This is a genomic window from Bacillus cereus group sp. BfR-BA-01381, assembly GCF_022663555.1.
Lineage (GTDB): Bacteria > Bacillota > Bacilli > Bacillales > Bacillaceae_G > Bacillus_A > Bacillus_A pacificus.
On sequence record NZ_JAKUFR010000096.1, the window covers coordinates 1 to 16,597 of the forward strand.

Here is a 16,597-nt window from a genome sequence, read left to right on the forward strand (position 1 = left end):
TATCGCTGTTTTATCTACGTAGCACTTATTACGTTAGCAATTTCAATTGTTATTCCTGTTGCGTGGGTTTTCTTAGCCTCAGTGAAGCAAAATTCGGAGTTTTATGGAAGTCCTTGGGCCATGCCGAAAAGTTTCTATTTTCAAAACTTTATCGATGCTTTCCAAAAGGCAAACATGGGTACCTATATGTTGAATTCAGTAATGGTAACGGCGTTGGCCCTTCTTATTTTATTGATTGTGGCTTTACCAGCAGCTTATGTGTTGGCAAGATATACCTTTAGAGGAAGCAAATTAATAAATACTTTTTTTAAAGCTGGATTATTCATCAATGTGAACTACATTGTTGTGCCAATTTTCTTGATGTTATTGGACGGAGATAACTTTTTACGAGGCCAACTAGGTGATGGATTGCTACTAGACAATTTATTTATTTTAGCTGTGGTATATGCGGCGACGGCGTTACCATTCACGATTTACTTGCTGTCTAGTTTTTTTCAATCGCTTCCATCCACGTATGAGGAAGCTGCATTGGTTGATGGTGCTGGATATTTCAAAACAATGATTTCAGTTATGATTCCGATAGCTCGTCCAAGTATTATTGCCGTCATTTTATTTAATTTTCTTGCCTTTTGGAACGAATACATTATTGCTTTAACATTAATTCCAGGGCCGAATAAGACGTTACCTGTTGGGTTAATGAACTTGATGGCAGCTCAAAAATCTGCTGCAAACTATGGTCAAATGTATGCAGGAATGGTTCTTGTCATGCTACCAACTTTGATTTTATATATCATTGTTCAAAAAAAATTAACACAAGGAATGACCCTTGGTGGTTTAAAGGATTAGAGGAGGATTTACATGAAAAGGAAAAAAGGCCGAGTTACTTTACCGAGTGAAGAAAATTTTCTTAAGGAAACGAAAGAATTAATGGAACGATGGGGTGCAGATGCGATTCGCGATAGTGATGGAACGAAACTAGATGATGATATTAAACAATTGGATGCGAAAATTTATACGACTTATTTTGTTGCTCGAGCTCACAATGAGTTCGCAGAGAAGCATATGGATGAATGCCAGCAACTTTATTTAATGAGCTTGTTCAATACGGCGCTTACTGACACCCTCGAAATTGATTTTATGAAAGGCTACTTTGAGGAACAATTAAAACCGGATTATGTTCACAGTCCAAAAAAATACTGGGAGGTTATTGATCGGACAACAGGAGAAGTTGTTGACGTTAATGATTGGGAAGTAAAAGAAGATCAAAATCGTGTTTTGATTACGAAGGCGATTCCTTGGCATGAATATACGGTTTCATTCCTAGTCTATGCGATTTGGGATCCAACCCAAATGTACAATCATATTACTAATAATTGGGGAGATAAGCCACATGATATTCCTTTTGATGTCAGGCAGCCACATTCTAATGAATTTATGAAAAACTATTTAAAACAATGGCTGACAGAAAATCCGGATACAGATGTAGTCAGGTTTACAACGTTTTTCTATCATTTTACCCTTGTGTTCAATAATCTTGGCAAAGAGAAATTTGTCGATTGGTTCGGATATGGTGCAAGTGTTTCAGTTGCTGCTTTGGATGCTTTTCAAAAAGAAAAAGGCTATCGCTTAAGACCGGAGGACATTGTTGATCAAGGTTATTATAATACTTCGTTTCGAATTCCAACTCCAGCTTTTTTAGATTATATAGATTTTGTTCATAAGTTTGTTGCTGAAGAAGCAAAGAAACTTGTGGATATTGTCCATGAAAGTGGAAAAGAAGCAATGATGTTCCTTGGTGATAACTGGATTGGTACAGAACCATATGGGAAATACTTTGAGAATATCGGATTGGATGCAGTTGTAGGCAGTGTGGGCGGTGGGGCTACATTGCGTATGATTGCAGATATACCACATGTTCGATATACAGAAGGGCGTTTCTTACCTTATTTCTTTCCAGATACTTTTTACGAAGGTAACAACCCGGCGATTGAAGCGAATGAAAATTGGCTAACGGCGCGTAGAGCCTTACTGCGTAATCCTGTTGATCGTATCGGCTATGGGGGGTATTTAAGTCTAGCGTATCAATTTCCAGAATTTATCTCCTATATTGAAAAAGTCACTGAGGAATTTCGTGAAATTCATGACACAATCAAAGGTGTGAAGCCATACTGCGGTCTTAAAGTTGCGATTTTGAATTCTTGGGGCAAGTTGAGAACTTGGCAAACACATATGGTTGCTCATGCACTATGGTATAAACAAATTTATTCTTATTTAGGTGTTTTAGAGTCCTTGAGTGGGGCTGCAGTGGAAGTTACGTTCATGAGTTTTGATGATGTCATGAATGATGGGATATCTGAGGATATTGACGTCATTATTAATGCCGGTGATGTGGGAACAGCTTTTTCAGGAGGTGCTAACTGGATTAATGAAAAGTTAGTCACTACAATCAGAGCTTGGATGTATAATGGCGGAGGATTCATAGGTATTGGGGAACCTACAGCTTATCAGCATGAAGGACATTATTTTCAATTGGCGAATGTCTTAGGCGTTGATAAGGAACTTGGATTTAGCCTATCAACAGATAAATATTTTATTAATCCTGTCGAAAATCATTTTATTTCTGCTGACAGCAGCCAATTTGATTTTGGCGAAGGAATGAAGAATGTTTATGCGTTATCAGAAGAAACCGAAATAATTGAATATTCAAATGGTGAAGTTCATCTTTCTACTCATCCGTTTGGAGAAGGCAGAGCTGTCTATATAGCAGGGCTTCCATACAGTGAAGAAAATACACGTCTGCTGATGCGTGCTTTATACTATGCTGCCCATAAAGAAGAGGAATTTCAAAAGTATCATGCGAGCAATATTTATTGTGAAGTTCATGCATATCCATCCATCCGAAAAATGGCGATTGTTAACAATTCGATGGTCGAACAAATGACGTTTGTCTACGATGGACAAGGAAACAGGGTAGAAGTGACGTTGGCACCTAGTGAAATCAGGTGGGAGGATTTTTCAAATGAAGGCTAATATCGTATTCGTTATTAAAATTGTTGTGTTTCTCGTATGCCTATCTTTCATTATCGTCTACCAAAAAACAGCTGGTAAATTTGAACTGGGTATGATGTTGATTGGATTAGCTGGTCTTTTAGGGCTGCTTTATAATTACAATCGGAAATACGTATAAATCAATTAGGGCAAGTGGATTGATCAATGAACCGCAAATATATGTTCAACGATAACAATTGTAGAAAATTACTCAATACTTTAAATACAAACCTAGGGGTGCAGACAAATGAAAAAGGCAGTCGGCATTGATGTTGGGGGAACAAAGATTGCAGCGGGAGTTATTTCAGATACAGGCGAACTGCTTGAACGTACCGAAGTAAAAAGTGATCCTTTAGACCGGGAAAAAATGTTTGGTAGAGTTGTAGAAGCTGTGGAACAAGTTCTTAGAAAATCATCAATTTCCATCGCTGATATCGAGGGTATTGGTGTTGGAGTACCGGGAAAAGTGGATTGTGAGAATGGAATTGCCGTTTTTCAAAACAATTTACCGTGGAGCCAGTTTCCTATTTCAGTCCGTTTGCAGGAGCAATTTGGAATCCAGCGGATCACGATTGACAATGATGTCTATATGGCGGCTTTTGCTGAATGGAGAGCAGCACATGTAAAAGGAAATGAAACCTTTGTCTACGTGACTATAAGTACGGGAATATCTTGTTCTATCATCAATAAAGGCTCATTTTTTAGGGGGGCAGGGTTTGCTGGAGAACTAGGTTTGATCCCTGTTCTATCGAAGGAGGGGATCAATGAACGATTAGAAAAAATCGCTGCTGGACCAGGGATCCAGAGAATAGCCGAAAGAGACTTACAGGTAGATACTATTTCAACAAAAGATGTTTTTGCTAGTTATATAAACGGAGTACCAGAATATCAGTCCATTATCAATGAGGTAACTGATTATTTAGCTCAAGGTCTTTATAAGATTTCCTGTTTATTAGATCCGCATAGAATGGTTTTTGGTGGCAGTGTCATTGTGAAAAATCCATTTCTACTAGAGTTGATTAAAGTGAAGCTAAAGAGTTTTCAGCTGCCTGAGCAACAACATCTTTTGGAGCAGATGAGCATCAGTACATTGGCACAAAATAATGGAGTTGTTGGTGCAGGATTACGAGTATTTGAAGGTAAGTAATGGGGCGGCGTCGATCTTCATTTATGGAGAAAATGATGGCAAATAGGTAGAGGAGTGAACGAATATGTTTACATTAAGTCAAGAAAAATTAGTTTCGTTAGGTGCATTGATAACAACGGCGGAAATAAGACGGCAGCCTGATTTATGGATTGAAACCTTTGCTTTGTATATGGAGAAGAGCGAGAGAATTGATGAGTTTTTGCAAAAAATAGTAACGAAACATAATCGGGTTCGAGTTATTTTTACAGGCGCTGGAACGTCTGCTTATGTTGGTGATACAGTCACCCCTTATGTAATAGAAAAAGTAGATGAACAACAGTGGGAAGTACTAAGTATCCCGACAACTACGTTAGTTTCAAATCCTTACCAATTTTTCAAAAAGGATTTTCCAACCTTACTCGTTTCATTTGCTAGAAGCGGGAACAGCCCAGAAAGTGTCGCTGCCGTACAATTAGCTGAGCAAATAGTAAGCGATTTGTATCAAATCACGATTACTTGTGCGAAAGATGGAAAATTAGCTAAACAGGCCGTGAATAATGACAAAAACTTATTGCTATTGATGCCTGAAAAATCAAATGATCATGGTTTTGCAATGACAGGAAGTTATACTTGCATGGCGTTAACGGCATTACTTGTTTTTGATCCTATATCGACTGAAGAAAAATCAAAGATAGTGAAAGAAATTCATCAAATGGGTGAAAGTGTCATTCAAAGGGAAGGCGCTATCCAAAAGATAGTAGATTTGGATTTTGACCGAATTATTTACTTAGGTTCTGGTAGTTTAGAAGGTTTAGCAAAAGAATCACAATTAAAAGTATTAGAACTGACAGCTGGAAAAATTGTCACCGCTTTTGATTCACCGCTAGGATTCCGGCACGGTCCAAAATCATTTGTAAACGAAAAATCATTAGTTTTTGTGTTTGTTTCTAACAATCCGTATACACGTCAATATGATTTAGATATGTTAAACGAAATGCAACAAGACAACATTGCCAGCTATATATGTGCCATCGAGGTTAATGGAGAAACGAATTACGCTGGGAATATGTTTGTATTTGGTAGCGAGGCACAGTCTGTACCAGATGCTTACTTAGCATTACCTTTTGTTATGATTGGGCAAACAATATCACTGTTAGCCTCCGTGAAAGTAGGTAATACACCAGATACGCCTTCACCGACAGGAACGGTGAACCGTGTCGTTAAAGGTGTTACTATCTACGAATATGAGTAACTAGGTTAGGGGAAACATACATGTCTATTTTTATCTTTGCAGATAAGTTCTTTCTTGAGGAGAAGGTTGTAGGTCCTGGTTTTTTGGAGATAAAAGATGGGAAATTCGGTATATTTTTAGAGAACAGGCCAGAAGAAGCGGAAGAAATCATCGATTATGGAGGATATTGGATTGCTCCTGGTCTAGTGGATACACATATTCATGGTTTTAGAAATCACGACGTTATGGACAATAATTTTGAAGGACTAAATCAAATATCGGTAGGACTCCTTTCTTGCGGCGTTACATCCTTTTTACCGACAACTTTAACATCCTCAATAGAATCGTTGAATAATGTCGTTGAAATGATTGGTGCCAATTACAAGAAAGTACAGGGCGCAAAAATTAAAGGTATCTTTTTAGAAGGACCGTTTTTTACTGAAAAGCATAAAGGAGCACAAAACACGAAATATTTTTGTGACCCTTCAGTTGATATGTTGAAAGGTTGGCAGAAATTATCAAATGATTCTATTAAAAAAATTGCGATTGCACCTGAAAGAAAAGGAGCAGTGGAATTCATTGAATATGCTGTAGGAGAAGAGATTATAGTGGCATTGGCCCACAGTGATGCAACTTATGAAGAAACGAAGCAAGCTAGTGAAAAAGGTGCATCCATTTTTGTTCATACTTTTAATGGTATGAGTCCGCTGCACCATCGTGAACCAGGGATGGTTGGAGCAGCCATGAATTTAAAAGATGTTTTTGCCGAAATCATATGTGATGGACATCATGTTCATCCTGTTGCCTTAAATATTTTAATGAATGTTCGCGGCAGAGAAAAGGTTGTAATGGTATCCGATTGTATGATGGCCGGAGGTATGCCTGAAGGAACGTATCAATTGGGAGAATTTCCTGTGAAAGTAAAAGATGGGATGGCTCGTTTGGAAAGCGGAAGTTTAGCAGGTAGCATTTTGCAATTAAAAGATGCTGTAAAAAATGTCGTCGATTGGGGAATTGCCGCGCCCGAGCAAGCAATTTATATGGCGAGTACTGCACCAGCTAAAAGTATTCAACTAGATGGCGAATGTGGGAAAATCGCTGAGGGATATGTTGCTGACTTTATAGTACTGACGCCAGCGATGGATTTAGCAGCTACCTATCTTGATGGTGTGTGCCGTTTTCAAGCTTAAATATTTTTCTGAAAGAGGGATTTCAAATGATTTTATCTGTCACCATGAATCCATCTGTCGATATTTCCTATTCGACTCATGAATTAAAGTTAGATGTTGTTAACCGTGTGGAAACAGTTCATAAAACTGCTGGTGGAAAGGGCTTGAATGTGGCGCGAGTGATCGCTCAAATGGAAGAAGCTGTTCTAGCGACAGGTGTGCTTGGTGGTACGATTGGCGAATACATTGTTCAAGAATTAAATAAAAGCAATATTCCAAATGACTTTTTAAAAATTAAAAAAGAATCAAGAAATTGTATTGCCATTCTTCATGAAGGGATGCAAACAGAGATTTTAGAATCAGGACCGACATTATCCAACGAAGAAGGGGCAACTTTTTTAGAAAAATTTGAATGTCTGCTTACAAAAGCTTCACTTGTGACAATTTCGGGCAGTTTGCCGAAAGGGTTACCGAATAACTTTTATTATCAAATGTTAAAAATCTGTAATAACAATGGAATTCCAGTGATTATAGATTCGTCAGGAGAATCTTTGAAAAACGCCTTGGTGCATAAAGAAAAACCATTTGCCATTAAACCAAATAAAGCGGAATTATCTCAGTTGTTGGGCATTAACATGGAAATGGGAATCATAGATTTGAAGCAAGCATTAGACCATGAACTATTTACTGGAATTGAGTGGATTATCATGTCGATGGGTGGTGAAGGTGCTTTAGTTAGGCATGGCGAGGACTATTACAGAGTTACGATTCCGAAAATAGAAGTGATCAATCCTGTTGGGTCTGGTGATGCGACAGTTGCAGGATTAGCTGTGGCATTATATCAAAATCAAACGGTTGAGACTGTTCTTAAAACGGCGATGACTACAGGAATATTAAATACGATGGAAGTTGGTACTGGTTATATTAATATAAATAAGTTTAAACAATACTTTGATCTCATTAAAATTGAAAAAATAGATTGGTAGAGGAGAATGTTGATGTTAGAACTAACCAAGAATAAATTGGAAGCTCTAAAACGTTTATCTGCTGAAAATGGCATAATTGGAGCATTGGCTATTGATCAACGCGGTTCGTTGAAAAAAATGATTGCGTCTGGCGGTGCAAGTCATGTTGGAGATGAGGGCATTATCCGTTTCAAAGAATTGGTTTCTGAGGAATTAACACCATTTGCAACAGCAATTCTTTTGGACCCGGAATACGGACTGCCAGCGGCAAAGGTCCGAGATAAAGAATCAGGCTTAATAGTAGCGTATGAAAAAACCGGATACGATGCGTCAGAAGTAGGACGGTTACCAGATTTATTATCGGAATGGTCAGTGAAACGATTAAAGGCAGCAGGTGCCGATGCTATTAAATTCTTACTCTACTATGATTTCGATGAAGATGAAAAAATTAATAACTATAAACATGTCTATATGGAACGTATCGGATCTGAGTGTGCTGCTGAAGATATTCCATTTTTCCTGGAGATTGTTACTTATGATGCTGAAAATGATGATGCGAAAAATAAAGAGTACGCAAAAATAAAACCACATAAAGTGATTGAGGCTATGAAGGAGTTCTCGAAATCTCAATACCAAGTAGATGTTTTAAAAGTAGAGGTTCCGGTGGATATGAATTTTGTGGAAGGGTATACGACAGGTGAATTCGTTTACAGAAAAGAAGAAGCTGCTTCTTTTTTCAAAGAACAAAGTGAAGTAACTGAGCTGCCGTTTATCTTCCTAAGTGCAGGTGTAAGTGCTAAATTATTCCAAGAAACATTGAAATTTGCTAAAGAATCCGGTTCTACCTTTAACGGAGTGTTATGTGGTCGAGCAACCTGGAAGGACGGTGTGGCACCTTTTGCTATAAGCGGCGAACAAGCAGGTCGTGATTGGTTAAAAGATACTGGTAAAAGGAATGCTGAAGAACTAAATCTCGTGTTGAAAGAGACAGCCAACTCATGGTTTGCTAAAGTAAAACAAACAGCGGAGCTTCAAAGTTAGTACGATATCTTTCCTTCTATTTGTCCTTTATTTCTTTCTAGCTTTAAGTGATAATTGCATCAGAATCAATTTTTAAACGGAATGAAAAATTAAGAGCAGACATTCGTCTGCTCTTTTTTTAGTGTGTCCAACATGGTGAAAACCCTAGAATGAAAATCGAGAACAGCAAGGGCAGTAGTAACTATAGCTTCAGGTAAAGGTATATGGGGACCCTTTATATATAAAGAAAATGGTAAGTACTAATAGCCATGTACAATCAAACTAATTGAATTTTAGTGGGGTTTCGCCAAAAAATACACTTGAAAAAGCTAACAATATCTTTGTCTTGTAAGCGTTTTTAAAAAGACAATATACCTAAAAAAAGAAACAATATCTTTATTGTGTAGGCACTTTAAAAAAACTATTCTAAACATAAGTGAAAGCGGTGCCTTTCAGGTTTTTGTTTATTTAAAAATTAATGTGCAGGTATCGTCTTTAACCAAAATTTTAAATTCAAAGGAGGAGAAGAATTGGAAAATAAGCATTTCAAGAGAGTTTTTAATACCCTTCTTGCATGTATGTTGATTGTGCCAACACTTTTAGTAAGCATGATTGTGCCGCTACATGTAGGGGCAAATACGTCTAATCCATGGGTTACAATTTCATCTGTTGGAAACGAAATTAATGCATTAATAGAACAAAATGGTAAGTCATATGCAAGGCTTGGAGCAGGTGCTGGCAACGATAATGGGGCTAAAGCTGCAGTTTTTCAAGAGCAGAATAAAGTCGCTAAAGAATCAGGAACGATGGAATATAGTTTTATTCCAGAAACAAAGGGAGAAGATACTAGGTTCGGTTTCTATCCACATTATATTGACAATAATAATTTCGTTTTTGTAGGCTACGACTCACTTGGATGGTTCTACGAATACAAATATCAAGGGAAAGGTGATTGGTTAAAAACTAGACCTAATGTTCCACTTCCAGAGTCTGGAACTTCGCACTCTATTCAAATTGATTATAATAAAACCAATTTGAATATTACATTAGATGGAAAAGATTTATTTGGACCGGTTACGTTATCTAATGATGTAAATAACCTTCTTACAGGTAAGGAAGCGATTAAACTTGGTGCTTATGGAGATAAAAATAGTCAAGTGCTCATTGAATTAGGAAAGGCGTCTGGGGATGGAGGCACAGATCCAGGAAATGAAAAACTTGTCGACATTACGGATAATAAATTGGAAGAAGGCGACTTGAAAATTATCTCAGGTGACGGAAAAGTTACCTATAATGAAGATGGTTCAGCCACTTTCGGTGTTACATCTACCCAAAAGAATCGAATTGTCTACAACCAAATGAAGGCGATTAAAAATGGTGTTTTTGAAGCGGATGTTACTACTAATACTGATAAGATGAATCGTTTTGGATTCATCTATCGTGTTCAAAATTCATCTACATACACATATGTGGGAACAGGGGATACGAACGATCAGTATTTTGGAGAAACTTTTGGTCCTATAAACAATTGGACGTCGATGACTTCAAACGTGCCGTTAAAAGCAAAACAAACATACCATTTACGTTTAGTATTCATGGACGATGTTGCGACATTATACATTGATGGTAAAAAGGTAGATTCTTGGACTTTAACAGGTGGTGTAGATCAAGCTGGCTTACTAGGATTTGAAAAAAGCCGAGGTGCTGCCGATATTACGATTTCAAATGTCAAAATAAAGGAATATAGTGCACCAAAGCCTCCAGATACTCAACCAGTAGAAAATATAATAAAGTCAAAGTATATGGACGTCACAATTGACCAAGTATTCCCGCGGATTGTGAAATACAAAGTAGGCGATAAAGTAATGAGCGGACAGGAGGCTCCTGTTTACGGATTGAAAATAAATGGTGGACTATACTATCCTAAAGTAAACTTTGAAAAGTTAAACGATAGTGAAGCACTATATACATTAAAAGTTGTAGATGAAATGAAAAACCTTGATGCGGTATTTAAGGTATCTGTAAAGGTGAATGATAATAAGGTTATTTATAGCTTCGATGAAATTAAGAATAATGGTAGTGCCAAAATCGAGATGGTTGAGTTTGCTGATATGAACTTTATATCGGTAAATTCGGAACAAAAAGGTGCAAAAGCTAAATTAACGAATATTAGTACAGATGTTAGGAAAACAGGTGATGTAGATGTAAGCGTAGATTCTTCTATGGGAGAAATAGGTACATCTACTAAAAATTATATAGCATTCTTGTCAACTGACGAATTGAGCGCAGGTGTATGGTCTAGTTCAGAAGTGGACGGCTATAAAAATTTAGTTGCAAATCGATATGTAAATAAAAATGGTGCTAAAGCAATGGGAATCGGTTCTAGTGCACTTTATTATCAAAGAGATTTTATGCCAGAACCACAAAAAGATAAACCAACTATTAAAATAGCTATTGCTAAAGATTTGAATAATGATAATAAGGCAGACTGGCAAGATGCGGCGATTGCATACCGTGATATTATGCAAGACATTAAAGGATACCAAGATGTAAACAATAATGTTGGAATGCGTATTGCAATGAATTTCGGCTCACAAGCGCAACAACCATTCTTAAAAACATCTGATAATGTGAAAAAGGTTGCTCTTGCTACAGATGAATTGGGGCAAGCGGTCATATTAAAAGGATATGCAAACGAAGGGCATGATAGTGGTCATCCAGATTATGGTGATGTGGGCGAACGTATGGGAGGCGTTAAAGATTTAAATACGCTTATTAAAGAGGGGCATAAGTATAATACCCAATTTGGTGTCCATATAAATGCTCAAGAAACTTATCCAGAAGCGAAAGCTTTCAATAATGATTTTATTGATCGTCCAAGTTCATTAGGATGGGGATGGTTAGATCAATCTTATACAATTAATAAATTAAAAGATTTGTATTCTGGATCGCGTGCGAAAAGACTAGATGAATTGAAAACGGCTGTTCCTGATCTTGACTTTATTTATTTAGATGTATGGTATCAAAATCAATGGGAATCAAATAGAATAGCAGATCAATTTAAAGATAGAGGTTGGAGATTAACAACGGAATTTGGTGGTTCTATGGCCAATTACTCAACGTGGCAACATTGGGCTACTGATAAAAACTACGGTGGACCGGAAAGTAAAGGGATTAACTCAGAAGTACTGCGCTTTATTAGTAATCACCAAAGAGATTCTTGGGTGTTGAATTGGCCTGAAGTAGGTGGAACCGCTGATCACCCATTGCTCGGTGGATTTGAATTAGCTGGTTTCGAAGGATGGCAATCTGATAAGAATTTCGATAACTTTATTCGTATGACATTTGATACGAATTTACCTACTAAATTCCTACAAAAATATTATGTAACGAACTGGACAAATGTAGAAGGGGATAAAAGCAAGACGAACTTAGAAAAGGAAATAAAATTGAAGGACCCAAGCAATGGGGATGTTGTCGATGTAACTAGAAAAGACAATGCTAGAGAACGTGTTATTAAGCTAAATGGAAATGTTATACTTGATGGCCATGCGTATTTAATTCCTTGGGTGAAACAAGACTTTAAAAATCCAACTGCTGATTCAGAAAAATTATATCACTGGAATTTAGAAGGTGGTACAACGACTTGGACACTTCCAGATGAATATAAAAATGCCACTACTGTTTATGTATACAAATTGACAGATCAAGGTAGAACAGATGTGAAAGAAGTAAAGGTCGTAAATAATAAGATAACTTTGACGGCTAGTGCTGCAACTCCTTATGTTGTCGTACCAAAAAGAGATAAGGGTTTGGAAATCCTTGACTACAATTGGGGCAAGGATGCTCATATATATGACGCGGGATTCAATACAGGAAAAGTAAGCGCATATACAACTATTGAGGGTGATAATAAAGCAGTAAGCGTCATCAGAACGAATCAAACTGGAAACAACCGTAATGTAAGTAGTGGAGATTACTACTTAAACATTGATAGTCCATCAAAAGATACAACTGTTTCCCGTGTCCTTACTGGTTTGGAACCGGGTAAAGATTATGTAGCAGAGGTATATGTTGAAAACAATAGTGATGTAAAGGCTGGAATTACAGTAACAGGTGGGAAAGAAGATGCTAGCAATTACACACTTCGCAGCCTGCAAAAAAACTATGTTAAGGCAGATTCACATGCCACAAATGATGGGTACAATAGCAAAATGCAAATCATGCAAGTGAGCTTTACAGCTGTATCTAATAGGGCTAAATTAACTCTAAGCCGTGATTCTGGGAAAGGAAACACAAAATTTGATGACATTCGAATCGTTCAAAAGTCTTTAAAAAATAATGTCTCACCGACGGAATTTAAACAAGATTTTGAATCGGTAGTACAGGGTATTTACCCATTTGTTATTGGCAATACAGAAGGTGTAGAAGACAACAGAATTCATTTGTCTGAATTGCATGCTCCATATACGCAAAAAGGATGGGCAGGTAAAAAATTAGTCGATGATGTATTAGGTGGGAATTGGTCCGTTAAAGTAAACACTGGAAATAAAGGTTTGCTGTACCGTACTATTCCTCAAAACTATCGTTTTGAACCAGGCGTAACTTATAAAGTATCATTTGACTACCAAACAACAGCAAATGCATTCCGCTTTATTTCAGGGGATCAAGAAATTGATGTTCGAGACATCGCAAGTGCAAAGGGACTAAGTGTGAATAACACTCTTACTGCATCTACTGACACAAAAACAGCAGAGTTTACTGTGACAGGTTCTGAGAATGGTCAAACTTATGTTGGAATTTTCAGTGATGGAACGAATTTAAACGGAGATACCGGAGCGGGTACGTTTATTTTAGATAATTTACGTATTGAAAGGGTGACTTCTGGTGGAGCGTCACAGAGATAAATAATCTAAATTTAAGAAAAAGGTAGTTTTATAGCTAGTGTAATATCGTAAATTAGAGGCCTATCTCGAAGGAGATAGGTTTCATTGTATTCATAAAATCATCGGAAACTGCTTTTGAAAAATGTTCTTTTGTATGTTTTTAGTGAGATGGTAAAAGTGAAAAGCAAGATGTCTAAAAAATACGACAAGATGTTGATTGTAGAAGTGTTTTTACGTACGTATAATGTAACAAAATAGCTTGCTAAACGAGCGATTCTAGTATGCTAATAGCTTCTTCGGAGAAAGCAAAACGTATATTCGAATGGTGGTTATCCCATACGTCCGTTCATAAAATGATAAAAGGTACATAGAACTTGCATCGTAACAACATAAACCGCTATAAGGTTAGAGGAGGTATATACTGATGATATATCAAGCTATCCAGCAGTTAATTGATCGTGCTATTGAAGTTCAATTGATTGAAAAAGAAGATGAAATATATACAAGGAACCAAATCCTTTCCTTACTTCGTTTAGATGACTTTGTAGTGGAAGCGTCAGCACCCGCGGCCGCAAAGAAAGTAATTTCGGAGTTATTGGAAGAGTTAATTGAATATGCTTGTATGCATAAAGTCATTGAGGCAGTAATGGAAGAGAAGGAGATTTTAGCAAGTGCAATTATGGATGTATTTATGTCCAAACCGTCCGTTATCAATTCTCTATTTTATGAAAAATACGAAAAAAATCCGAAGGCTGCGACAAATTACTTCTATGAATTAAGTAAAAACAGCAACTATATCCAAATGAAGCAAATTGCCAAAAATATAAATTATAAAGTAAATACGGAATATGGTGCCATTGATATAACGATTAATTTATCAAAACCAGAAAAAGACCCTAAACAAATTGCTAAAGAAAGAGTATTGGAAAATACAAATTATCCAAAATGTTTACTCTGTATAGAGAATGAAGGATATAGGGGCAGAATTGGACATCCTGCACGCTCGAATCATCGTATGATTCGAATGAATATTACAGATGAAAGCTGGTTTCTACAGTATTCTCCGTATATATACTTCAATGAACACTGTATTGTATTGTCCTCAGACCACCGGGAAATGAAAATTGATCGTCAAACATTTTTACGTTTATTAAAATTTGTAGAAAAATTCCCGCATTATTTCCTCGGTTCCAATGCAGATTTGCCAATTGTAGGAGGATCTATTCTAACACATGATCACTATCAAGGTGGAAACTATGAATTTGCTATGGCAAATGCAGCGAACGACCTAAATTTTGAACTAACTAAATTTCCAGAAATGCAATGTTCGATTATTAAATGGCCTATGTCAGTTATTCGCTTAAGAAGTAACGACATAGAACAAATAGTAAATGCAGGGGATTACATACTAGAGAGGTGGAAGGAATATAGTGATCCTTCTGTTAATTTATTTGCATTTACGAATGATGTTCCACATAATACGATTACTCCTATTGCTCGTTACCGGAATAATATGTACGAATTGGATCTAGTTTTACGGAACAATCATACAAGTGAGGAGCATCCATTGGGTATTTTCCACCCTCATGCGGAAATACAACATATTAAAAAGGAAAATATCGGTCTAATTGAAGTAATGGGGCTAGCTGTACTTCCTGCTCGTTTAAAAACAGAACTTCAGGAAGTGGAGAAATTCTTACTTAATATTCCAAGTAATATTTCAACACCTCATATACAATGGGCAGAACAATTAAAAACCAAATATGAAAATAGGATGAATGAACAAAATATACAGGAGATTATGAGAGAAGAATTGGGACGGAAATTTATTCAGGCGCTTGAAGATGCTGCTGTTTTTAAACGAGATGAAGAAGGGATATTAGCGTTCAAACGTTTTATTCAGACTTTAATTTAGGAAGGGACTTGGTAGTTATAGTGAAGAACAAAATCCTCAATGAATAAAGCTTCACAGTATTAAAAGAATAGAAAAACTAAAAAACATCTCATATTCATATGAGATGTTTTTTAGTATGGTTCTGTCGCATGTATTATGACATCTAATAAACCGGGGAATCTAGCATTTAAGTCATCTTCACGAATTGAAATGAAACGTTGAGTTCCTTCAAGGCGTGTATACATAACACCGGATTCACGTAAAACTTTGAAATGGTGTGATAAAGTTGATTTCGCGATTGGAATGTTTAACGCGCCACAAGATTGTTCGTTTTTTTCTAGTAGCATAGTTACAATTTGTAAACGAATTTGATCGCTAAGTGCATATAGAACAGAAGAGAATTGAATTTCTTCTCGATTTGGATGATAGAGAGTACGCATTTTTTCACCTGCTTGTATAAGTTAATATATTTGCACTATAACATATAAAGTGGTATATTTCTATTGTTCGAATATATTCGAACAATAGAAATATAGGGGGAGAAAAAATGAAGTATACAAAATTGCAAAAGGCAGGACTACATATTTCAAAATTGGGGTTAGGAACAAACGCTGTAGGGGGACATAATTTATATGCTGATGTGAATGAGGAAGAAGGAAAACGATTAATAGAAGAAGCTATCGGGCAAGGGATTACATTTTTTGATTCGGCAGATTCATACGGTTTCGGTAGATCAGAGGAATTGGTGGGAGAAGTATTGAAAGGAAAACGCCATGAAGTTGTACTTGCTACCAAAGGTGGAATACAACCGTTATTAAATGGAGAGGTTTATATGAATAATGAACCGAGCTATTTAAGAAATGCTGTAGAAAATAGCTTAAGAAGATTACAAACTGATTATATTGATTTATATTATTTACATTTTACAAACCCAGAAACAAGTTACATAGATTCAATTGGAGAACTTACTCGCCTAAAAGAAGAAGGGAAAATTCGTTCAATTGGAATATCTAACGTAAACGTAGAGCAATTAAAAGAAGCGAATCAGCACGGACACATAGATGTTGTACAATTACCGTATAATATGTTAGATCGTACTGCTAGGGAAGAACTTTTGCCATATTGTATAGAATCAGGTATTTCATTTATTCCTTACGGGCCTCTTGCTTTTGGGATACTAGGTGGTAAATATACAGAAGATTTCAAATTGAATAAAGGAGATTGGCGTCAAAGTGTAAATCTATTTGAAGAGAATACA

General features: G+C 36.6%; 12 protein-coding genes. 11 read left to right on the top strand and 1 reads right to left on the bottom strand.

Features of this window, described 5'->3' with window-relative positions; all coding sequences use genetic code 11:
* From MR079_RS23740 to galT, 10 genes are all read left to right on the top strand, one after another.
* Positions 1-846: carbohydrate ABC transporter permease (locus MR079_RS23740; protein ID WP_242294760.1), on the top strand; the 846-nt coding region annotated here is incomplete at its 5' end.
* Positions 847-858: 12 nt separating this feature from the next.
* The gene (gnpA, locus tag MR079_RS23745) at positions 859-3,030 is read left to right on the top strand and encodes a 1,3-beta-galactosyl-N-acetylhexosamine phosphorylase (protein WP_242294761.1); all 2,172 of its coding nucleotides are present in this window, start codon (positions 859-861) and stop codon (positions 3,028-3,030) included.
* Positions 3,020-3,187 carry a DUF6903 family protein gene (locus tag MR079_RS23750; protein ID WP_000646587.1) on the top strand — a complete coding sequence of 56 codons (168 nt, stop codon included), beginning with the start codon at positions 3,020-3,022 and terminating at the stop codon, positions 3,185-3,187. Before gnpA ends, MR079_RS23750 begins: the two co-directional genes overlap by 11 nt.
* A gap of 108 nt (positions 3,188-3,295) precedes the next feature.
* Positions 3,296-4,195 (top strand): ROK family protein, encoded by a 900-nt coding sequence (locus MR079_RS23755; protein ID WP_139867582.1) that lies wholly within the window; start codon positions 3,296-3,298, stop codon positions 4,193-4,195.
* A gap of 64 nt (positions 4,196-4,259) precedes the next feature.
* Entirely contained in the window at positions 4,260-5,426 is a 1,167-nt protein-coding gene (locus tag MR079_RS23760; RefSeq protein WP_242294762.1) for an SIS domain-containing protein, read from the top strand.
* A 20-nt stretch (positions 5,427-5,446) separates the two neighbouring features.
* Positions 5,447-6,595, top strand: a complete 1,149-nt coding sequence (nagA, locus tag MR079_RS23765; protein ID WP_242294764.1) for an N-acetylglucosamine-6-phosphate deacetylase — start codon at positions 5,447-5,449, stop codon at positions 6,593-6,595.
* A 26-nt stretch (positions 6,596-6,621) separates the two neighbouring features.
* Positions 6,622-7,560 carry a tagatose-6-phosphate kinase gene (gene lacC / locus MR079_RS23770; RefSeq protein ID WP_242294765.1) on the top strand — a complete coding sequence of 313 codons (939 nt, stop codon included), beginning with the start codon at positions 6,622-6,624 and terminating at the stop codon, positions 7,558-7,560.
* Between the two features lie 12 nt (positions 7,561-7,572).
* Positions 7,573-8,580, top strand: coding sequence for a tagatose-bisphosphate aldolase (lacD, locus tag MR079_RS23775; RefSeq protein WP_139867576.1), 1,008 nt, complete (start codon positions 7,573-7,575; stop codon positions 8,578-8,580).
* 509 nt (positions 8,581-9,089) lie between these two features.
* A complete protein-coding gene (locus MR079_RS23780; RefSeq protein WP_242294767.1) occupies positions 9,090-13,466 on the top strand; it encodes an endo-alpha-N-acetylgalactosaminidase family protein in 4,377 nt (1,458 codons plus the stop codon).
* 403 nt (positions 13,467-13,869) lie between these two features.
* Complete coding sequence (gene galT, locus MR079_RS23785; protein WP_242294768.1) at positions 13,870-15,360, top strand: UDP-glucose--hexose-1-phosphate uridylyltransferase; 1,491 nt, start codon at positions 13,870-13,872, stop codon at positions 15,358-15,360.
* A gap of 110 nt (positions 15,361-15,470) precedes the next feature.
* Here galT and MR079_RS23790 read toward each other — a convergent pair whose 3' ends face one another.
* Positions 15,471-15,779 (bottom strand): ArsR/SmtB family transcription factor, encoded by a 309-nt coding sequence (locus tag MR079_RS23790; protein WP_001259915.1) that lies wholly within the window; start codon positions 15,777-15,779, stop codon positions 15,471-15,473.
* A gap of 107 nt (positions 15,780-15,886) precedes the next feature.
* Between MR079_RS23790 and MR079_RS23795 the strand changes: the two genes are divergently transcribed.
* The coding region (locus MR079_RS23795; protein ID WP_242294769.1) for an aldo/keto reductase at positions 15,887-16,597 on the top strand (711 nt) is incomplete at its 3' end.